Source organism: Brevibacillus porteri (assembly GCF_003013475.1).
Lineage (GTDB): Bacteria > Bacillota > Bacilli > Brevibacillales > Brevibacillaceae > Brevibacillus > Brevibacillus porteri.
This window is the reverse complement of record NZ_PXZO01000067.1, coordinates 20,000-39,376: the sequence shown is the minus strand read 5'-3', so window position 1 is coordinate 39,376 and position 19,377 is coordinate 20,000. Positions and strand designations below refer to the sequence as shown.

At 42.3% G+C, this 19,377-nt stretch carries 22 protein-coding genes; 13 read left to right on the top strand and 9 right to left on the bottom strand.

Going from position 1 to position 19,377, the window contains the following annotated elements; genetic code table 11:
• The first annotated feature begins 55 nt into the window (after positions 1-55).
• The 4 genes from C7R92_RS29340 to nagE all read left to right on the top strand — a co-directional run bounded on the left by C7R92_RS29340 (position 56) and on the right by nagE (position 4,186).
• Positions 56-553: a PTS sugar transporter subunit IIA gene (locus C7R92_RS29340; protein WP_017246890.1), complete on the top strand. Its 498-nt coding sequence runs from the start codon at positions 56-58 to the stop codon at positions 551-553.
• A 30-nt stretch (positions 554-583) separates the two neighbouring features.
• Positions 584-850, top strand: coding sequence for an HPr family phosphocarrier protein (locus tag C7R92_RS29335; protein WP_106836597.1), 267 nt, complete (start codon positions 584-586; stop codon positions 848-850).
• Positions 851-881: 31 nt separating this feature from the next.
• Positions 882-2,594, top strand: coding sequence for a phosphoenolpyruvate--protein phosphotransferase (ptsP, locus tag C7R92_RS29330; protein ID WP_106836596.1), 1,713 nt, complete (start codon positions 882-884; stop codon positions 2,592-2,594).
• A 152-nt stretch (positions 2,595-2,746) separates the two neighbouring features.
• A complete protein-coding gene (gene nagE, locus C7R92_RS29325) occupies positions 2,747-4,186 on the top strand; it encodes an N-acetylglucosamine-specific PTS transporter subunit IIBC (RefSeq protein ID WP_069852501.1) in 1,440 nt (479 codons plus the stop codon).
• A 292-nt stretch (positions 4,187-4,478) separates the two neighbouring features.
• Here nagE and C7R92_RS29315 read toward each other — a convergent pair whose 3' ends face one another.
• The gene (locus tag C7R92_RS29315; protein ID WP_017246886.1) at positions 4,479-4,691 is read right to left on the bottom strand and encodes a helix-turn-helix domain-containing protein; all 213 of its coding nucleotides are present in this window, start codon (positions 4,689-4,691) and stop codon (positions 4,479-4,481) included.
• A gap of 166 nt (positions 4,692-4,857) precedes the next feature.
• Between C7R92_RS29315 and C7R92_RS29310 the strand changes: the two genes are divergently transcribed.
• Complete coding sequence (locus tag C7R92_RS29310) at positions 4,858-5,214, top strand: helix-turn-helix domain-containing protein (protein ID WP_167403242.1); 357 nt, start codon at positions 4,858-4,860, stop codon at positions 5,212-5,214.
• A 95-nt stretch (positions 5,215-5,309) separates the two neighbouring features.
• Here C7R92_RS29310 and C7R92_RS29305 read toward each other — a convergent pair whose 3' ends face one another.
• The gene (locus tag C7R92_RS29305) at positions 5,310-5,657 is read right to left on the bottom strand and encodes a winged helix-turn-helix transcriptional regulator (RefSeq protein ID WP_017246884.1); all 348 of its coding nucleotides are present in this window, start codon (positions 5,655-5,657) and stop codon (positions 5,310-5,312) included.
• Positions 5,658-5,856: 199 nt separating this feature from the next.
• Here C7R92_RS29305 and C7R92_RS29300 point away from each other — a divergent pair, with 199 nt between their 5' ends.
• Positions 5,857-6,267 carry a DoxX family protein gene (locus C7R92_RS29300; RefSeq protein ID WP_106836594.1) on the top strand — a complete coding sequence of 137 codons (411 nt, stop codon included), beginning with the start codon at positions 5,857-5,859 and terminating at the stop codon, positions 6,265-6,267.
• 68 nt (positions 6,268-6,335) lie between these two features.
• Here C7R92_RS29300 and C7R92_RS29295 read toward each other — a convergent pair whose 3' ends face one another.
• Positions 6,336-6,944, bottom strand: coding sequence for a hypothetical protein (locus tag C7R92_RS29295; protein WP_244195865.1), 609 nt, complete (start codon positions 6,942-6,944; stop codon positions 6,336-6,338).
• A gap of 93 nt (positions 6,945-7,037) precedes the next feature.
• On the opposite strand from C7R92_RS29295, the gene C7R92_RS32500 reads away from it, so the two are divergent.
• On the top strand, positions 7,038-7,214 hold the full coding sequence (locus C7R92_RS32500; RefSeq protein ID WP_007719793.1) for a hypothetical protein: 177 nt from the start codon (positions 7,038-7,040) through the stop codon (positions 7,212-7,214).
• 69 nt (positions 7,215-7,283) lie between these two features.
• Here C7R92_RS32500 and C7R92_RS29290 read toward each other — a convergent pair whose 3' ends face one another.
• The 3 genes from C7R92_RS29290 to C7R92_RS29280 all read right to left on the bottom strand — a co-directional run bounded on the left by C7R92_RS29290 (position 7,284) and on the right by C7R92_RS29280 (position 10,775).
• Positions 7,284-8,465, bottom strand: a complete 1,182-nt coding sequence (locus tag C7R92_RS29290; RefSeq protein ID WP_106836592.1) for a NupC/NupG family nucleoside CNT transporter — start codon at positions 8,463-8,465, stop codon at positions 7,284-7,286.
• Between the two features lie 140 nt (positions 8,466-8,605).
• On the bottom strand, positions 8,606-9,013 hold the full coding sequence (locus C7R92_RS29285; RefSeq protein ID WP_106836591.1) for a RidA family protein: 408 nt from the start codon (positions 9,011-9,013) through the stop codon (positions 8,606-8,608).
• 139 nt (positions 9,014-9,152) lie between these two features.
• Positions 9,153-10,775: a hypothetical protein gene (locus tag C7R92_RS29280; protein WP_244195864.1), complete on the bottom strand. Its 1,623-nt coding sequence runs from the start codon at positions 10,773-10,775 to the stop codon at positions 9,153-9,155.
• A 187-nt stretch (positions 10,776-10,962) separates the two neighbouring features.
• Here C7R92_RS29280 and C7R92_RS29270 point away from each other — a divergent pair, with 187 nt between their 5' ends.
• Positions 10,963-11,388, top strand: a complete 426-nt coding sequence (locus C7R92_RS29270) for a DUF7832 domain-containing protein (RefSeq protein ID WP_069852486.1) — start codon at positions 10,963-10,965, stop codon at positions 11,386-11,388.
• Between the two features lie 39 nt (positions 11,389-11,427).
• On the opposite strand, the gene C7R92_RS29265 is transcribed toward C7R92_RS29270, so the two are convergent.
• The 3 genes from C7R92_RS29265 to C7R92_RS29250 form a co-directional block, all read right to left on the bottom strand.
• The gene (locus C7R92_RS29265) at positions 11,428-11,967 is read right to left on the bottom strand and encodes a hypothetical protein (protein WP_328138598.1); all 540 of its coding nucleotides are present in this window, start codon (positions 11,965-11,967) and stop codon (positions 11,428-11,430) included.
• A gap of 605 nt (positions 11,968-12,572) precedes the next feature.
• Positions 12,573-13,067 carry a DUF4411 family protein gene (locus C7R92_RS29255; RefSeq protein ID WP_106836589.1) on the bottom strand — a complete coding sequence of 165 codons (495 nt, stop codon included), beginning with the start codon at positions 13,065-13,067 and terminating at the stop codon, positions 12,573-12,575.
• Positions 13,068-13,069: 2 nt separating this feature from the next.
• Entirely contained in the window at positions 13,070-14,218 is a 1,149-nt protein-coding gene (locus C7R92_RS29250; RefSeq protein ID WP_106836588.1) for an ImmA/IrrE family metallo-endopeptidase, read from the bottom strand.
• 542 nt (positions 14,219-14,760) lie between these two features.
• Between C7R92_RS29250 and C7R92_RS29245 the strand changes: the two genes are divergently transcribed.
• From C7R92_RS29245 to C7R92_RS29225, 5 genes are all read left to right on the top strand, one after another.
• The gene (locus C7R92_RS29245; RefSeq protein WP_208636245.1) at positions 14,761-15,324 is read left to right on the top strand and encodes a recombinase family protein; all 564 of its coding nucleotides are present in this window, start codon (positions 14,761-14,763) and stop codon (positions 15,322-15,324) included.
• Between the two features lie 919 nt (positions 15,325-16,243).
• Positions 16,244-16,432 carry a hypothetical protein gene (locus C7R92_RS29240; protein WP_106836586.1) on the top strand — a complete coding sequence of 63 codons (189 nt, stop codon included), beginning with the start codon at positions 16,244-16,246 and terminating at the stop codon, positions 16,430-16,432.
• Between the two features lies 1 nt (position 16,433).
• Positions 16,434-17,762: a DEAD/DEAH box helicase family protein gene (locus tag C7R92_RS29235; protein ID WP_106836585.1), complete on the top strand. Its 1,329-nt coding sequence runs from the start codon at positions 16,434-16,436 to the stop codon at positions 17,760-17,762.
• 489 nt (positions 17,763-18,251) lie between these two features.
• Positions 18,252-18,935: a hypothetical protein gene (locus C7R92_RS29230; RefSeq protein WP_106836584.1), complete on the top strand. Its 684-nt coding sequence runs from the start codon at positions 18,252-18,254 to the stop codon at positions 18,933-18,935.
• Positions 18,936-18,974: 39 nt separating this feature from the next.
• Positions 18,975-19,328: a hypothetical protein gene (locus tag C7R92_RS29225; RefSeq protein WP_106836583.1), complete on the top strand. Its 354-nt coding sequence runs from the start codon at positions 18,975-18,977 to the stop codon at positions 19,326-19,328.
• Positions 19,329-19,377 lie beyond the last annotated feature (49 nt).

Sequence of the window (19,377 nt, the reverse complement as noted above, 5' to 3'; positions counted from 1 at the left end):
GTATGAATTCAACCGTCTCATGCCTTTTTTGGTTCAGACGCAAAAGGAGGATACTATGCTACGCAGTCTTTTTTCCCGAAAAAAACAACAACAAGAGGTAACCTTTCTTGCACCTTTAACAGGTACCGTACTCCCCCTGTCCGAAGTTCCTGATCCTGTATTCGCAGGGAAAGTCGTCGGTGATGGAGTAGCGATTTTGCCAAGTGCAGACACTCTCGTCTCCCCTGTCGATGGAAAGGTAACGCATCTTTTCCCTACTCACCATGCTATCGGGCTGTCGACTGAAAGTGGTCTTGAGATATTGATGCATATTGGAATCGATACCGTGAAATTAAACGGGAAAGGCTTTACCCCATTTGTCTCCGTTGGCGATCAAGTGAAAGCTGGCGATAAGCTCATCCAATTCGACAAGAGCGTACTGGAAGAGGCGGGTTGTCCGATTGTAACACCGATCGTTATTACAAACGGTGATCGGGTTGCTGAAAAAAATGTGGTGGCAAAAGCAACTGTGCAAGCAGGTCAAGAGCCACTGATGACTGTCGTCTTAAAATAAAGCGAAGTGCATGGTTGAAGGAGGTACAACATGGTTCAATTTGAAGTAACCGTCAATGTAGAGGGTGGGCTCCACGCGAGACCAGCAGCTCTACTCGTGAATTGTTCGTCACAATCTCAATCAAAGATTACGCTGAGCAAAGGGACAAAACACGCAGATGGCAAAAGCATTCTCGGCATTATGACGTTGGGTGTCTCCCAAGGCGACACCCTGACCATTCAGATCGACGGAGCGGATGAACAAAACGTAGCCACTGCGATTCAGCAGCTATTGGAGCAATCCTCGTCAAACATATAGTGTAAACGACGGACAGGAAGGTGAAGGATGTATGTTAAAAGGAATCCCAGTTTCCGCTGGCATTTCGATTGCCCCTGTTTTACGCCTCACACACGAAACAGCCATCGCGCAGGCAGAGTCCACCACTCCAGTGGATACGACTCAGGAGCTAGGACTACTTAGCAAAAGCGTAGAGCAAGCACGCGAACAACTGGAAAAGCTAAAGGAACAGACAGAGGAACAATTAGGCTCGGAAAAAGCGGCCATCCTCTCTGCTCATATCGCCTTTTTGGATGACCCGGCATTTGTCGGGGAGATGAATGCGCTCATCGAAAATCAACAACTGGCGGCATCTGCCGCTGTCTCGCAAGTAGCCGATCAATTCATTGCTCTCTTTGAGAGTATGGACGATGCCTACATGAAAGAGCGCGCGGATGATATTCGTGATGTGAGCCGCCGTCTGATTCGAAATATTTCGGGCGGTGACACCGTCATCTCCTACCCGGAAGAGCCTTTCATCCTGGTTGCATGGGACGTCACCCCATCCGAGACGCTTCAGCTTCCACTCCAGCATGTACGGGGAATTGTCACGGCAAAAGGCGGCGCTACCTCTCATGCAGCCATATTGGCACGCTCTCTCGGTATTCCCGCTGTCATGGGTGCAGGCGATACCTTAATGGAAAAAGTAGACTCCGGAAATTTGCTGATCATCGACGGAACCTCTGGACAGCTGATTGTTTCGCCTGATGCGGATACACTGGCTGCCTATCAGGAAAAAGCCGCGCAGGAAGAAAAGGAACGCCAAATGTACGAAGCCATTAAGGAGCTGCCTGCCGAAACAACCGATGGCCACCGTGTTCACCTGATGGCAAACATGGCCGTGCCAGAAGAATCGGATGCACTGGTCGCATCTGGTGTAGAAGGAATCGGGTTGTTCCGCTCCGAGTTTTTGTTCATGGATCGCAGCACCCTTCCCGATGAGGACGAACAATTTGCTGCATACAAGCATGTAGCCGCAGCTTTTGGCGACAAGCCAGTCATCATTCGCACCTTGGATGTTGGCGGTGACAAGCATTTGCCAGCACTCGCGCTTCCACAGGAGGAAAACCCGTTCCTTGGCTTCCGCGCCATGCGCATCTCATTAGCCAGACCGGAATTGTTCCTGGTGCAATTACGCGCTCTCTTGCGTGCCAGTGCATTTGGTCGCCTGCTGATCATGTTCCCGATGATTTCCCATCTGGAGCAGCTGCGTGAAGCCAAACGATTGCTGGAGCAAGCGAAAGCAGAGTTGCGGGCAGAAGGAATTGCTTTTGACGAGAAGATCGCAGTAGGCATGATGATGGAGATTCCGGGTGCCTGCCTGCAAGCAGATGCGTTTGCGAAAGAGGTAGATTTTTTCAGCATCGGCACGAATGATCTCGTTCAATATACGCTGGCCGTAGACCGGATGAATGCCAATATTGCCGAGCTGTACAGCTACTACCATCCAGCCGTATTACGATTGATTTCCCAAGTCATCCAAGCTTCCCATCGGGCGGGCATTTGGACCGGACTGTGTGGGGAAATGGCGGGAGATCCGTTGGCAACAAAGCTCCTGCTCGGATTGGGACTCGATGAGTTCAGCGGTGCCGCTTCGGTGATGCCAAAAGTCAAAGAACGTATCCGCTCCACCAGCGTAGAAGAAGCGAAGCAACTGGCCGAACACGTTCTTACACTCTCTACTGTATACGAGGTTGTTCAATATCTGAAAGACAAAGCCTTATAAAAGGTTTTGTCGCCTGAGTAGTGTAAGCGCTTTCAACATATCGATCAGAATGGTCTCTCTCCGGCTTATTCCTTGTGCCCTCATCATTTTGCCATTCATCCGGAGAGCGGCTTCCCTGATAAATTCATTTCATTCCAAGGAGGTTTTATCCTATGCTCGCTTTTCTGCAAAAGATTGGGAGAGCCCTCATGCTCCCGGTTGCAACGTTGCCAGCCGCAGCGATTTTGCAAAGCTTTGGTCTTCTCAAATTCGAGAAGGACCTCAATCTCGGCGCCTTTGGTGCATTCATGGACTCCTACATCGCTCCGCTTTTGGCTGCTGGTGGTTCAGCCATTTTTGACAACCTGGCTTTAATCTTTGCTGTCGGTGTTGCCATTGGATTGGCGGGAGATGCTGTTGCTGCTTTGGCTGCTGTCATCGCCTACGTCGTATTAACGAAAGTACTTGCAGCTGTTCCTGCTGCCTTGCCTTTCATCGCGGACGATTTGAAACTGAACATGGGTGTCATCGGCGGTATTATGGCGGGTGGTATTGCAGCGTTTTTCTACAACCGCTACCATTCGATCAAGCTACCAGAATGGCTAGGATTCTTCGGTGGAAAACGCTTCGTCCCGATCATCACGTCTCTTTCCATGGTTGTCATCGGTTTGATTTTCGGGATCATTTGGGGGCCCATCCAGATTGCCCTTGACTCATTGGGCTCTTGGATCGTAGGTCTCGGCGCAACAGGTTCTTTCTTGTTCGGATTCTTCAACCGATTGCTCGTTCCATTTGGTCTGCACCACGTACTCAATGCGATTGCCTGGTTCCAAATCGGTGACTTTACCGATGCGACAGGAAAAGTCGTACACGGCGACTTGCATCGTTTCTTTGCGGGAGACCCATCAGCAGGAATGTTTATGACTGGTTTCTATCCGATCATGATGTTCGCACTTCCTGGAGCGGCTTTCGCTATTATTCACTCAGCGCGTCCTGAAAAACGCAAAGTAGTTGCTTCTATGTTTATCGGTGCAGCTCTCGCTTCGTTCCTGACCGGGATTACCGAGGTAGTTGAATTTGCGTTCATGTTCGCTGCTCCACTCCTGTATTTTGTTCACGCGATATTGACGGGTGTGTCCGGGTATATCGTGACCTCTCTAGGTATCAAGCACGGCTTTGGATTCTCAGCGGGTCTGATCGACTACGGCATCAACTACCACCTCTCTACGAATGCTTGGATGATCATCCCGATTGGTCTGGCATTCGCCGTGGTCTACTACGTCCTGTTCCGTTTCCTGATCGTGAAGCTGAACCTCAAGACACCAGGACGAGAAGATGACGAAGAAATGACAGTTACAGCTACAGGAAGGAACAATTCGATGCAGGATAAAGCGATCCAAGTGCTCACTCACATTGGTGGAAAAGAAAACGTCGTTAGCGTAGACGCTTGCATCACTCGTTTGCGTCTCGTCTTGAAGGATGACAAGAAGGTTAACGACAAGGCCTTGAAGGACCTCGGTGCAGCAGGTGTTATGCGACTGGGTCAAGGAAGCGTGCAAGTCGTCTTCGGAACCCATTCGGAGCTGCTAAAAGAAGAGATCAGCAAGCTATAAAATACAACGAATGCCCGGTCACGGTGAAGTCCGTACCGGGCTTTTTTCTGTTTCCTGAACGGGTAACGGACGCGACCCGGCATCATTCCCACCATGTGTCGTACTATATGGGCATCGCGCGTTGTTTTCCAACTCCTTTTCAAATAGTATCAAGCGCTCGAGAAATCCCTCGCAAGCCGGCATACTCTGTGGCGCCATCATTTCAATTTCGTAAGCGACGGTTTTTCTCCATATTTCCAGCTGCCTTCTATTTGCCTCCCAAGCGTTCAAGCCCCCCACCCCTTTTGCCAAATCAGCAAACCATTCGGATAAAAAGATCAAGCATGTTACATCTTAGTTTTTTAGCCAACACTGGCAAATGATTAGCCTTGAAGTCATATTCTCCCTTCTCGTACTTCAAGTATGTCGAAGCATTTCGAAACCCGAGTGCTTCCGCCATTTCTTGCAAGGTCAGCTTGCACTCATTACGTCGTTGCGCGATAAACGGGAGGTTGAGTCGTTCCACCAGTTATCCCCTCCTGATTTGCAAAAATGGCAAATATTTATAGTTACATCATATCCTTTCAATTTTAGCAAAGTCAATACAGATTTTGTCATATTAGCAATCTTGTTTTTTCCGTTTTGGAAAATTGTTAGAATGGAATTGCCAAAACGATAAAGGTGGTCTCACGATGTCCATAATTGGTCAACGCATAAAATGGCTGCGCGAACAAAAACAATGGTCACAACTTCAATTAGCTGAAAAGCTGGGCATACATAATACGGTACTTTCGCGGATCGAGTCAGGCGAAAAGAAGGGCGTCGATTTTCATCTGATTTCCAAAGTCGCAGATTTATTTGAAGTATCCACCGATTTTCTCCACGGGCGCACGGAGGAACCATCTTGGCAACGCGGTTCTGTCCGGGAAACACCGGCGACCTTCTTAGATGTCGATGGCCTGTCAGAGAACGAGCTGGTTGAGGTCAAGCGCCATATTGAATTTTTAAAGTGGAAGGCTTTGCAAGAAAAGAACGAAGATCCTTCGTAAAGATGAACAGATAACAGAAAAACCCCTGTCTCCAGGGGTTTTCATCGTGGCAAGCGTCAGGCGTACTCTCCTGATGCTTTTTTATATAGGCTGTGTTATTCTTCGCTGTCGTTAGCCATTTCGTCTGCATTCAACTCGATCCAGCTCTGCGACCAGGTCTCAATCCCTTTGAGCACTGGAGTCAGAGCTTTCCCCATCTCCGTTAAGGAATACTCTACGCGGACAGGAGCAGAATCAGTAAACACCTGCCGATGCACGAGTCCTTCCTTCTCCAAATCCTTCAAACGCTCAGAAAGTAGCCTTCCGCTAACTGGCAGGGCCCCTTCCAATGCACAAAATCGCTGTGGTCCCGACAACAACTGGTATAGGATTAGACCTGTCCATCGCTTTCCCAACAACTGCATACCTTTTTCGAACTTCGGACAGAGGGTAGACTCTTTCATAGGTATCACCTCATTCTCCTTTCAGTATACCGCTCTTTGTTCAATCCATCAAAACCAATGATGCCAATCAACCTTGAAAATTGCACTTGCCAACCGTTGGGATTTTAATCGAATGACTTGACTTAAGAAATTATTATTGTATACTTACTAACGAAAAGTAACTTTGTTACACATTTAAATTTATCGGAGGGATTCATACATGTCAAATCGTTTTGAATGGAGCGCACTTATTCTACGTGTGATTGCTGGTCTTACTTTTGCCATTCATGGAGTGGCTAAATTCCAAATGGGGCTGGAGAATGTCGCTGGTTTCTTCGGGACCATGGGACTTCCTGCATTCATTGCTTATCTCGTAGCCTTCTTGGAGGTAGTCGGTGGTATCGCCTTGATTCTGGGTCTGGGTACTCGCGTGTTCGCTGGTGCGTTGTCTGTTGTTATGATTGGTGCCATCTTTACAGCCAAGCTCGCTGTTGGCTTCCTGGGCGGTGAAGGTGGAGCTGGTTATGAATTGGATCTGGCCTTGCTTGCGATGTTGGTTGCTCTTGGCATCAGCGGCAGCTCCAAGTTCGCACTGGACACTATTCTGTTTGGAAAAAGCTCGGTTGAGTAATTCCATTGTTACACGTATAAAAGCCAGTCTGAAGGTCATATTCGAGCCTTCTGACTGGCTTTTTCTCTTTATTCTTTTTGCGGCGATTCCTCGATCATTTTTTTATTGATGATTCTTATTTTGTCTGCTGGAGATTGCTCGTCCTTTGCACTAATAAATACGGAGTTATCTCCCGCTTCAAAAAACATGACATAATCCTCATCGGCCATGCTCTTATCTTCACTGACAGGCGCTCCCAGATTTTTACGGATTGTGTCCAGATTCGTTTCATTTAGATGAAGACCAGCCAAATCAATTCCATATACGCGATCCTGCCCATCAAAATAAATGAGCGCACTCTCTAGCTTCTCAAAGACTTCATAGCGTCCGCCATCCCAATAATCTTGTTTCGTTACCTTTCCGTATAGCGCAGAAACCTCATCCCGCTTCATCCCGATGTGGATATCGAAGCCACTGATTTCGTTTTTGGCAAGCAGCTGCAAAAATTGCTCATCCAGCGTAATTTGACGCACGGTAGCAGTTTGCTTCTCTTGCTTTTGGTCGCCCCCGCTATTTCCCGCCTCTTGCTTCTGCTCGGCAACAGGTTGTTGTTTAGAATCTGTTGATACGCTCGTGTCAGGTGAACAGCCTCCCACAATCAAACCTGCCACTACGGTCATACACACCCATTTTCTCAACCGACTTCACTCCTTTATCTCCTCTTGAATGGTCTCATCGCAACTTCGTCACTGGTAAGACGTATCTTTTAGTGAAAGTGAGGTGTTGTATGAATGCCACTCTGGTTACTCGTCGTACTTATTTTCGGAGGTCTCTTGCTGATTGGAGCCATCATCGATTGGATTGCCAAGCGCCGGAAGCAGAGAGTCCTCATAGAGCGTAACAACCGTGATTCCCATTCCTTTGATGAAGGATACGATCCGAGAAATAAAGACGAATATCTCAATTGATAGACGCTGCTTCCCATCATTTGGTTACGAAACCGCCCCTAACAAAAAAGACCCCGAAAAGGGTCCCCTTCACACCACGATGCTGATGATAATTCCTGACAAAATGCTGACGAGTGTTGCCCCATACAACAGCCTCAGTCCAAACCGGGCGACGACATTTCCTTGCCTTTCATTCAAGCCTTTTACCGCGCCAACAATTGTCCCGATGGAGCCAAAGTTCGCAAACGAAATCAAAAACACAGACACGATCGCGACCGTTCTTTCGCTCAACTGACCTTGAATCTTCGTAAAATCGAGGATGGCGACAAACTCGTTCGCCACTATTTTGGTGGCCATGATACTTCCTGCTTGTACAGCTTCATGCCAAGGAACCCCCATAAGAAAAGCGAGCGGAGCAAAGACATACCCTAACAACGCTTGGAACGAGATGCCGAATAACGCACTGAATAACCCGTTCACCATCGCAATGAGTGCAATAAATCCGAGCAACATCGCAGCCACGACCACGGCTACTTTAAAACCATCCAGAATGTACTCCCCGAGCATTTCAAAGAAAGCCTGTTTCTCTTCTTTTTCTTGATCGAGCAAGTCATCTTCCGGCTTCACTTTATACGGATTAATAATGGAAGCAATAATAAAGCCACCAAATAAGTTGAGTACCAACGCAGCTACCACATACTCCGGTTTGAGCATAGTCATGAAGGAACCGACAATCGACATAGACACGGTGGACATCGCAGAGGCACACAGCGTGTACAGCCTGTTTTCGGGTATAGCACTGAGCTGTTTTTTCACGGTAATAAACACTTCGGACTGCCCGACGATCGCCGAAGCAATCGCATTATACGACTCCAATTTTCCCATGCCATTCACTTTGCTCAATACGAGTCCCACATAATGAATAAATAAAGGGAGAATTCTCGTATATTGCAGAATGCCTATCAGTGCAGATACAAACAAAATCGGCAGCAAAACTTGTAAGAAAAACGGAGACGCACCTGGATTCGCAATGCCACCAAAGACAAAATTAATCCCCTCGTAAGCATACTCCAGGAGTACAGAAAAACTGCTGGCAATGCCTGATATTAAAATGAGTCCAATACTGGTTCGCAACAACAGCAAACCAAACACGATCTGAATCAGAATCATGATGAGGATAGGGCGATACCGAATGTGCTTTTTATTACTACTTGCCAGCCAAGCAAGCAAAAATACCGTGATCAAACCTATACCTGCGATGATATAATTCATGCAACCAACTCCAATAGCAAAAGATTTAGAGCCGACACGTACCATTGCCGATCCGCTTATCTCGCTCCATAATCTTCCCAAAAGAGCACAAAAAAACCCTCCTGAACGATGAATAATCGAACAGAAGGGGGATGGGACATCTATATATCTGCAACGGCGATAGCCTCAATCTCAATCAACAGCTCGTCCCTGATGAGCTTGCTCACTTCAACGGCAGAGCTCGCTGGCGGGGTTTCTGTATTCACGTACTGATCTCGAATCTCACGGACAATGTGCATCTTGGAGATGTCGGTCACGAAAAAAGTCAATTTCACTACATGCTCAAAGCTGACTCCTGACTCTTCTAACGCGAATTGGATATTATCGAAAACTTGTTTTGTCTGTGCGGCTAAATCGCCTGTGCCGACCACTTGGCCTTCCCTGTTGAGAGCCACCTGTCCCGATACATAAATCGTCCGTGCGTTCCGAACCTCCACCGCATGGGTGTAGCCAAACGTAGGTGGCATTGTTTCAGGGTTAATGAAGTTGATTCGCTTATCATTTTGCATCTGACATGCTCCCTCCGATTCTCATTTATTGGTAATCCATTCTACCATACCCGAAAAATTCTGACCATTCCTCGAGTTCTCAAAGAAAGAGAGGAATGAATAACCCGTCTCCAGCTCGGCTGAGGACGGGTTTTGCTTTTTATTGGTTTCTATTGGAGGAATTAAATTGATCAAATAGCCCGCTTCCAGAGCTTTTTGGCTGTTCTTTTTTGTTTACGGCTTCAAATTGCTGAAACAGTCCGCCATCATGCTTCTTTTTTTCTTCTTCTCTTATTTCTTTCTTTTTTGGTAGGGGCTGTTGAATCGGTGTTCTTTCTGGCGTTACATTCTTTTTCTTTCTCGTATGGTTGGTGTTTTTCTCCATGATCTTGTTAGGAGGTTGCTTCTTCTTCTTTTTTCCTCTATTCATATACCAATACCATAAAGGAAGAATACCGAGCATAATCGTACCCGCCGTAATGAGATACAGCTTCCAGATCGATTGCCTTTTCTCTTCCTCCTTTTTTTCTTCCCGCATCTTTTGGACAGCCTGTTCAAAATCAAGAACCTTATAATTTTCTTTAACAGACGACAAGTTCTTTACAAACCCAACCGAGCCCCTTCCATAATAGATAAAATTCCGCAGGGCATTGTTCACTGTCATCTGGTATATGTATCCTGTCGGGACACCTGAATCCTGGATTTTTTCTTTGATCTCTCCCATAAGATCAGGAGAAGTCGGATCAATCATTTGGTCATATTCCAAAACTTCATAGTTCTTACGTTCTTTTTTTCCTACTAACTGAACATTTTCATCATTATTGAACAGAAAATACCTCGGAATCCTATTGATACTCTTCCGATAGACTTTGTTTTTCGGGAAATTATGCAAGGCCATTTCGTTGCTATGCATTTCCAGCGTTTGCTCTGACAGCAGTACCTCTTCTGCTTCTATGATGGGGAGGTTTTTCTCTAAGGCTTCATATTTAGGGAGCCATTGAATGATACCATCTGGGTCTAAAAACATGTAAATGTCCTGATATTGAAAGGATGCCACATAGATTTGATCCGTTGGCAGGCTATTAAGATAAAACTCTTTTTCAAATGGTGTTGGATCGAAATTGTATGGGATGTTAAATACTGTTGCCCCACTTATCTCACTCTCATCTACCTCTTCTAACTGTCCGTTATTATGTACGGTAAAGTATAGGGGACCATTATGAGTTGGGTCACCCCAAATGGTCGATTGATAATATTGATTCGGTTGTAAATGGTATGGTCCAATACCTCTACCGATTTGGATTAAGAGTTCGGACCGCTGGATTCTTTCCTCTTCCGCAGCGGCTTCTTCGCTCGTCTCCTCTTCTTGGCTTGTCTCTTCTTCCACGTTTTCTTCTTCATCATCGTCGTCATCGTCAGCCTTTTTTTTGATTTTAACCGGCTTGGATGATTTGAAACCGCTTGACGGTTTTGCGCTTTTTATCGAGGAGCTTGAACTTTTGCTGGTTGAGCCTGAGCTTTTTCCTGAAGAGTACGAGCTTCTGCCGGACGAATAGGAGCCTGTACTAGATGACCCTGAGCTTCTGCCGGACGAATATGAGCTGGTACCAGATGATCCTGAACTTTTGCCGGACGAATAGGAGCTGGTACTAGACGAACCTGAGCTTCTGCCAGAACTACTGGAGCTAGAGGAACTTGAACCTCTAGATGACGCAGTCTCTACAGGAAGGATTACTAGACTAATCATTACAGCGCTAAGAAAATAGGCAAGCAAATTCCGCATGAAATATAACCCCTCTATCAACCAACCAATGGTTTTCTCTATATAACAGTTAAATACTACCACTTCGCATCATGGCAATGCTACAAAATTCCTACCCTTCCTTCTTCATCCTCTTTTGGCTTTTTACGATTACATCTATCCTGTATAATTTTTGAAAAATGGGCAATTAGAAAGAGAGGATTCGCTAGTGACAACGGTATACGATAAAGCGAAATATCATTACGAAAACTTTGAGGAGGATCTGCCTCAAAAACAGGCATACGTACATACAGGTTTTTTCATCGGCTGGTTGATTGAAAATGATATGGTTAGCGAGGATTTTCAAAAGAGTTTTGCAAACCTGATTGCTGATTTTAAACAAAGGAAGATGACTGGTCCTGAAGTTTATGAGAAGACGGGTGGAGTATTTGCTAAAGATATGCTGAATGAAGAAGGAAACCAGTTCGCAATGTTTTACTTCGATTTCGATACGGGGGAGTATCGCTATCATTATCTCGAAGCGTTTGATTGTGAGCCAAGCGTGTACCACGTGGAAGATACTTGGGGGAATTACGATCATATCAAAGATTGGATCGACAATGAGTATGAGTACTGGTGCGAGAAAAATGAATAGGACCGCGTAACCACGCGGCCCTACAGTCAATTCGCTATCCTATTTCTTAAGGATAAAATCAGACATAACTACCTTCTCCCATTGGATTCCTTTTGGACTCACGTTGGTGTAAAGCGTTATGGAGTCCGCATCTTCCATTACCGCTTTCAAATGAAAATTCATGTCCTTGGGCTGCAAATATTCATCATACAGCTGTTGGTAGTTGGGATCGTTCTTTTCTTTGGCGACTTTGATGTATTCTACGGTGTCAGGGTCTTTCTGAAAGTTTTTGTATTTCACTTGATATGCGAATGTCGCTTCTACTTTTCCATCTACTGTTTTCTCTTCATAATCCGATAGTGTAAACTCCAGCAGCTCATAGTAGGGGGAGAAAGCTTTCTTGCTCTCTTCTTCCATATAGCTTGCGATTTGGTTATAGCTTGTAGAGCTATCGATCGATTGTTTCCGTTCTGTGCCAGTGTTCGTTACTTCTTTTGCAGGTGGCGCGGCAGTCTGATTTTGTACGACCGCATCTGAGCTGCAACCACTGAAGAAAATCGCCAAGACCATAGCCATACATCCTACAATCACTTTTTTCAAAAGAAATCCCCCCTTATTTCGTTCGTCATTTGATATACGTTATACATTGGAGGCATGCTACACGTCTCAACAAAAAAAGAAAAAACCTTGATACACCAAGGTTTTTTCTTCGATGGCGTCCCCGAGAGGATTCGAACCTCCGACCTACAGTTTAGGAAACTGACGCTCTATCCTGCTGAGCTACGGGGATGTGCAAAACCTTGATATATCTGCATTTATTGGCTTATAGCAAAGCCTACAGACTGTGGTTACTCCAACAGTCTCATGTTTTTTTTCACACAGTTTTAATATACATTATTATTCATCTTACAATACAGAGAAGATATTATACTTAACCTAAACGAGAAAAATTTCTTGAAGTGTTCCATGCCCTCCAAGTTCGGTAAGAGCGTCAATAATTTCATCAAGCAAGGTCTTAGTTGCGCCATAGTATATTTGTCCTCCTTCATTAAATATCTAAACACAAAGTGAAGTTTGACCATAAAATATACATCAGTATATAAAGACAAAGCCACTCCTGATAATGGAGTGGCATTTAGGATTGATGGCTCATGGAATATGAACAATTTTAAAAGCATGTATTATTGAGAATAAGAAAATTCTAATTAAAAACTTACCTGTAAACTTCTTAACATTTCAAAAGTGTTTACATACTCAACATTAAATTCTCTACATACTACCGGGATTAATATTCTCTTTTTCATTTCAGGATTGTACGCTTCATGCGTGACAAGCGTATAATGTTTAGATTTTGCGTAGGCAATTAACCAAGCATCCGCATTTCGAGCGAACTCCTCTTTAGCACTAGGAGTAAATTGCGGGTTACTATGTGCCCATTGTTGTATTTCTGCATAACTTTCAATCACATCTTGTGAATCTGTTCGCTCAAAATAATCCTTAAAGTTTTCAGCAGTCCACATATGTAGTCTATCAGCATTTTTGGGGTTAGGGGAAATAATTTCATCTTGAATCTTATCTATACTACGAATATTATTTTTGCCAGCGTGGCTCACTAGAGAATCCCAAAAACTTGGCGCTAAATCAAAACCGTAATACCCTCTATGTGCACTGATAAACACATTCGCATCTAATACATACAACGCTAAACACCCCTTTCCCTTACTAAATTAACCAAATTCTCAAATGTTTTGTTTCTTAATCCAGTTAATTTAAATGCATCAGTATATTGAATGTTTCCTGTGATAGTCTGATAAATTACTGCATTTGTGAAAATATTGCCTAGTCTGCTCTTGGTTGTATTATAGAAATCGCCCCCGGAAGATGGTCTAGATTGTTGATTTTTTAATCTTTCTAAATAATCATAGTAAAAGCTAAAAAACTCTTCTTTAGTAATGCAGTGTAAGTCCAGCGCCCTTCTTCCAATAACAATTGGACTTACCTTAAATATGTTACTTAATGTCTCATAAACTACTCCATCGGGGTAATGAATTTGCCATTGCTCCATAAATATCTCTTTAGGGCACAACATTTCGGCTGCTGCTTCATTACACAATTTCTCAACGTCCGCATTATGGACATTTAATGGGGATGCCTCAACAATTGCACTAGAACCTATAAGAATATGCGCAACTTCATGTACAAGAGTAAAAATTTGAGCAGACTTTGTATCTGCTGCATTGATAAAAATCAATGGAGCCATATTATCCACTAATACAAACCCTCTAAACTCTGCAACATTTAATGGACGATGAGTATTACTACCTACAATTCCATTTTGCATTACTAGTATTCTATTCTTCTCACATTTTTCAATTAAAAATTTTAATGCATCATGGAAAGTTCTATGTTGACGTGCCCAATTTTGCTGTAACTCTAATAAGTTTAGAATAGTATTTGCTAATTGGGAGACAGTAGCGCCTTGGTAAGAACCAACAAATTCAAGTTTTGTTCCCACATATTGCTCATAATAGTCTCGCATAAAATCTTGTCTTCTCTGCATAATATGTAAAGTTTCTATCAGGTCTGGGCTTACTTGTTCGCTATCCCCATCCTCTAGTGTTCTGTAATGTGGAATAGGTAACGTTTCTATTGGAGGTTCCTTCAAGAAAAAATACCCCAAAGGAGTGGCAGTAGCTGCAGCAAAATCTTCAAGTTGCTTAAATGTTGGTTGTTTCTCACCTGTCAACCATTTATCTAATAACTTGAACTTTTTGTGCAACTTATCTCGTTGAACACTACGATGATAAGCCCATATTAATAATTCCTTTTTAACAGGGACTTTAATAGCCATAGTTCACCTCCTGCAAATATTTACATTAAAAAACAATTCAATCTATGTATTCGTTCTTTTCATTTTAAAGTTATCTATTCTTAAAGCCCGGGTTAAATCCATATTAATACGCATCATTCAATCCTTTATTGCAATAGTTTATTTAGGACATTTTAACCATACCACGAATTGGAATATTATGCTATCTCATCGTCTCACATTTTATCCATCGTCGGACTGTGGGTTTGCTTTAGCCCATTATGAATAGACATACATATAAAAGATGTAATCTATCCCCTCCACCCTTATTTTACAATATCATTAGAATGCCTATACCATCTTCTAAGCCCTGTTCCAATCTTGCATCTTATCATCTTGTCAATACAGTTAGGAAGTACTCACAGCCCCGCTCCTACATGATTCCCCAATGTCAAAAAGTATACTTTTTGAAAGATAAAAAAACAGACACAAAACAGTGTGTCAAAATGTTGTTTTTACATATTGAAATATGTCATAATCAGATATATATATTTTGACATAGACATATAAGGGGATAACGGATAATGAAGGTTGCATATGTCAGGGTTTCCACTACGGAGCAGAACGAAGAAAGACAAGTGAAGGCATTGGAATCACATCAGATTGAGAAATGGTTTATTGAAAAGGTCAGTGGTAAAGACCGTAATAGACCACAGCTACAAGCCCTATTTGACTTTGTAAGAGAGGGAGATACCATTTACATTGAATCCATTTCAAGGCTTGCTAGAAGCACATATGACTTCCTTAGCATTGTTAGAGAGTGTGAAGCCAAGGGCGTTCAGCTTGTTAGCCTTAAAGAAAGCATCGACACAAGCACACCACAGGGCAAATTCATGTTGACGATCTTTGGTGCTTTGTACGAATTGGAAAGAGAGAACATCAAACAGCGTCAAGCAGAGGGCATCGAAGTGGCTTTGAACAATGGTGTGAAGTTTGGCAGACCAAAGCAAGCAATCACAGCCGACTTCACTAAGGCATACAAGGATTGGAAAGCAGGGCAAATCACAGCAACAGAAGCAATGAAACGGCTTAATATGAAGCCAAATACATTCTATCGTCGTGTTAAAGAGTACGAACATAAAGCCTAAACGTCTTTTGTAGGCGTTTTGTATCAAATACGTATCAAGACATGAGTCAATTCAAACAACTGCTATTTGCATTGACGCTTCATATAGTGAACAACTTAATGCTATGCGAAATATGTAAATTCATCTTCTTGAACAGAACTCCTAAAGGTTCTGTTTTTTTCTTCACATTCACTACCATGAGTGTGTGATTACACAACGCTCCTGTATAACTATAAATGATGGAAATCAAACGTGAGGGGGTACTTCCATAATAATAAATACAGATGGTGGGATTGTTTCCGTAGTTTCGTGGAGTCACAATATGACGGGGCTAGGTTTACAGTCAATTAAACTTCATACCCTCAGAAATTTGGTAGTACGCATTCTTACAAACACCCTTACAGAAAAAATGGCGATACGAAACAAAGTATGCTATTTTTCAGAAAATTGTTAGTTGCGAGTTGATAAACTCTGTTCCATATCGTCAAACGAAGTTGCTCATTCTTCCTCTTCATAAATGACTGTATATCTCTTGTTTAGCATAAAAAAGCGAATAACTCTTCAGAGTTGTTCGCTTCTTATTGAAATAAACAGACATATATGTACTATTTGACGAAAGCATCCGTTCAAATTTGTTTCTGCGGTTGCACCTGTAAAAGCACCGACGGTAAAAACACCACTAAGTAGGAGTGCTGATACAATGATATTTTTTGTGCATAATCGATTCTCCTGTAGTTTTTTAACCAATTTTTAGTAGATACATAGTAGCATATAGCTTTATAAGTTGAATAGCCATTGTCGGAATTATGACGTTCTGCCAAACGACTGGAACTTTAATCTCGATAACCATTTTAAGAAATGAACAACTCTCTGAGAAAATCGGAGAGTTGTTTTTATTTTGCTTGCAACATCACACTTTTGTGAAGGGAGGTGACCAATATTGAGTGATGACACATTACGTTCAGCAGTCTTTGCATTCCAAAAGAAAAACGGAACATCGATCACGTTTATCGCTAACAAATGCGGAGTTTCAAGGGAGCATTTAAGCAGATGGCTCAATAGTAACTCCTATTCTATTTCAGAGCAGCTAAAAGGAACAATCATCAAACTGACTAAAGGGGAAATGTAAAATGACTACAGTAAATATTATCGATGCACCTTGTGGCTATGGAAAGACTTCTTGGGCAATCCAGTACATGAATGAAATGTGTGTTGATTCTCACAAATTTATCTATGTCACTCCGTTTCTTGATGAGGTCACAAGAATACAGCAATCGGTACATTCAAGAAAGTTTTATGAGCCAGAGTCGATTAAAGGAGAAACCAAACTGGACGACTTACATCGACTGTTAGGACAAGGCAAAGATATTGCCACGACTCATGCACTATTTCAGATGGCAAATGCTGAGACACGTGAATTGATACGAAGCAATAACTACACGCTTGTACTTGATGAAGTCATGAATGTAATTGAGCAAGTACCGCTAAAAAAGGATGATTTGAAACTCTTATTCGAAGCAGGAGTAATAGATATTGTAACAGATGGCAAAGGCTTGAAGTTTATAACATGGCTCGAAGACAAATCAATAAATGATACAGAATACAATCACATAATGCAAATGGCACTGACGGGAAATCTCATGTTCTGCGATAATTCCGCACTAATATGGAATCTTCCCTGTGATATATTCAAAATGTTCAATAACGTATTCATCTTGACATATTTGTTCAAAGGGCAGTTTCAACGCTATTACTATGATCTACATGGCATCAAGTATAGATACCTTTCAGTTGTAAAGAATCACGATCAATACTCTCTTGTTCCCTACGCAGATAGATGCCATCACGATAAATCAAGGATTGCTTCTCTTATCAACATCTATAAAGGGAAGCTAAACAATATTGGAGACAATAGAAATGCTCTCTCAACAAGTTGGTTTGGAAAAAATGGGGACTTAATTGTCACACTAAAGAATAACACTTACAACTTTCTGACAAACAAATGTAAAGCCACAAAAGATACAGCTATGTGGACAACTGTTAAGGGGAATAAGGAAAGTAAGAAGAAAGACCGCAAAAAAGATAGTTCTAATATCAAGAATAAAGTCAGACCAAAAGGGTTTAAAGATTCTTTTGTTCCGATGACCTCTAGAGCAACAAATGAATATGAAAACAAGATTCACCTTGCATATCTAATTAACCGATTCATGAATCCAATTGAGAAGAAGTTCTTTGAACAATATGGAGTCTCAGTTGACCAAGAAGCTTGGGCTTTGTCGGAATTGATTCAATGGGTGTGGAGAAGCAGAATTAGAAAAACTATTCCAGAGCATATCGATCTTTATATACCAAGCAGTCGAATGAGAGGTCTTCTAGAGAAGTATCTGAGTAGTGATTTCTTCGAGACCGCCCCTGAGAATACAGTCATTGATGAGCCGCCTAGTGACTGGCATTTATAATTTAGGCAACATACTGCCTAACCGCATGTAAAAAGATCAATAAAAACAAGGCTTTTTTTCTGAATCCCTTAAATAAAAAGTATAAAAAATATACTGCATCGAACAGTAACCCAGACGAATCGAAAAAGCGTAGCGTTTCGATTCGTGGACAAGCCAAAAGCAAAGCTTTTGGCGCGGCAGTAATACACCGAGCATTTGCTCGTTCTATTTTATTCCTGTCCTTAGTTCCTTGTAAATATCTCCATCATATCGGAACTTTCTTTGGCGCAACTTCCAATAACGCAATGACCGTGTTACTATGTTTTCAAATAACTAAAAAACACTAGAAGGTAAGTGCATGTTAAAGCATAGACCAACAATACAAAAGACTAACAAATACATAGATACTGCATTACCGAAACAGAGTGGCTGACTTAGCCACTCTGTTTTTTTATGGGTACTTTCTTTGGCTTTCATTGAGAGGGGGTGGTTCATTTATAGGACAAGTGATTGAACAATTTGATGTTGAATGTACTCATGTTAAAACCATACTTCTTAAAGGAGCTCGGAGCTGCAATGAAATCTAATTACAAAAGAGAACAAATATTGAAAGAAGTTCCAAATAGTTTAAGTCAAAACGAAGTTGAATTAATATTAAATCATTTCAAGAATGAATGTGCACTCACTGGTAAATATCATCAAGTTTCTTTAGATCACTTCATTCCCTTGAATTGGGGTTCTACGGCACATAAATATGCCATTGGAGGAAACACGTACGCTAACATAATACCTCTTGATCGTTCCATTAATTCCTCAAAGAACGCACATAACCCATTTATATGGTTCGAACGTTATGGTGAAAAACATGGAATCTCAATTGAAAGGTGGCACTCTGCCATTCAATACATTGCTGAGAAACATGGCATGAGTGTGTTTGAGTATAAAAATCGAGTATACGCATGTTATAGCGAAATACTGGCAGTAAGATGGATTACTCACGTTAATTCCAGAATAGAGTTAGGTGCATCTATTCATTTCGTGGACATAAGGAATGCATTGATAATGAATCTTAACATCCCTGTTGTGGTTGAAACACTGGGGAGTATTGAAACAAAAAATGCTTTTTTAGATCAACAAACAATCGATCTGGTGAATCAACTTAAAGCTAAGTTAGAGAAAGACACAAAGGATTAAATGAAACATGAATTTGATTGAGTTTAAGGAGTTGAAGATATGGAACAATTTAAGGAGATTTTAGAAGCACTAAAAAAGTTGCAAGATCAGCAAAACCAGTTAATTACCAAAATGCAATCCATGACCTCTGAACCGCCTTCTGGAATCGTATTGAGTGCTTTTTCCTTTCTGTTCGAGGGAGAAAATAACGATTATGACAAAGAATACGAAGACTACATTTCAGATAGCAAAATAAGAGTAGAAGAACTAACGATTCAAGAACGACTATCTCAGCTAGAAGCAAAAATTCACGGACTCATTAACAAGCAACAGGACCAGGACAAACTCATTGATCGGTTGACTGCTTTGATAACAACGCTCGAAGCAAGAATGAATTTAATTCAGACTAATTAGTAGAATGGCATCCCTCCTCCTTTTTAATGAAGCAGGAGGGATATGCTTT

Excerpts from the sequence above, each read along its gene's own strand:
- C7R92_RS29300 (WP_106836594.1), top strand. The coding sequence starts at position 5,857 with ATGTCAAATCGTTTTGAATGGAGCGCACTTATTCTACGTGTGATTGCT.
- C7R92_RS32500 (WP_007719793.1), top strand. The coding sequence starts at position 7,038 with ATGCCACTCTGGTTACTCGTCGTACTTATTTTCGGAGGTCTCTTGCTG.
- C7R92_RS29250 (WP_106836588.1), bottom strand. The coding sequence starts at position 14,218 with ATGGCTATTAAAGTCCCTGTTAAAAAGGAATTATTAATATGGGCTTAT.
- C7R92_RS29305 (WP_017246884.1), bottom strand. The coding sequence starts at position 5,657 with ATGAAAGAGTCTACCCTCTGTCCGAAGTTCGAAAAAGGTATGCAGTTG.
- C7R92_RS29245 (WP_208636245.1), top strand. The coding sequence starts at position 14,761 with ATGAAGGTTGCATATGTCAGGGTTTCCACTACGGAGCAGAACGAAGAA.
- C7R92_RS29340 (WP_017246890.1), top strand. The coding sequence starts at position 56 with ATGCTACGCAGTCTTTTTTCCCGAAAAAAACAACAACAAGAGGTAACC.
- C7R92_RS29290 (WP_106836592.1), bottom strand. The coding sequence starts at position 8,465 with ATGAATTATATCATCGCAGGTATAGGTTTGATCACGGTATTTTTGCTT.
- C7R92_RS29225 (WP_106836583.1), top strand. The coding sequence starts at position 18,975 with ATGGAACAATTTAAGGAGATTTTAGAAGCACTAAAAAAGTTGCAAGAT.
- C7R92_RS29280 (WP_244195864.1), bottom strand. The coding sequence starts at position 10,775 with ATGCGGAATTTGCTTGCCTATTTTCTTAGCGCTGTAATGATTAGTCTA.
- C7R92_RS29235 (WP_106836585.1), top strand. The coding sequence starts at position 16,434 with ATGACTACAGTAAATATTATCGATGCACCTTGTGGCTATGGAAAGACT.
- C7R92_RS29335 (WP_106836597.1), top strand. The coding sequence starts at position 584 with ATGGTTCAATTTGAAGTAACCGTCAATGTAGAGGGTGGGCTCCACGCG.
- C7R92_RS29285 (WP_106836591.1), bottom strand. The coding sequence starts at position 9,013 with ATGCAAAATGATAAGCGAATCAACTTCATTAACCCTGAAACAATGCCA.
- ptsP (WP_106836596.1), top strand. The coding sequence starts at position 882 with ATGTTAAAAGGAATCCCAGTTTCCGCTGGCATTTCGATTGCCCCTGTT.
- C7R92_RS29310 (WP_167403242.1), top strand. The coding sequence starts at position 4,858 with ATGTCCATAATTGGTCAACGCATAAAATGGCTGCGCGAACAAAAACAA.
- nagE (WP_069852501.1), top strand. The coding sequence starts at position 2,747 with ATGCTCGCTTTTCTGCAAAAGATTGGGAGAGCCCTCATGCTCCCGGTT.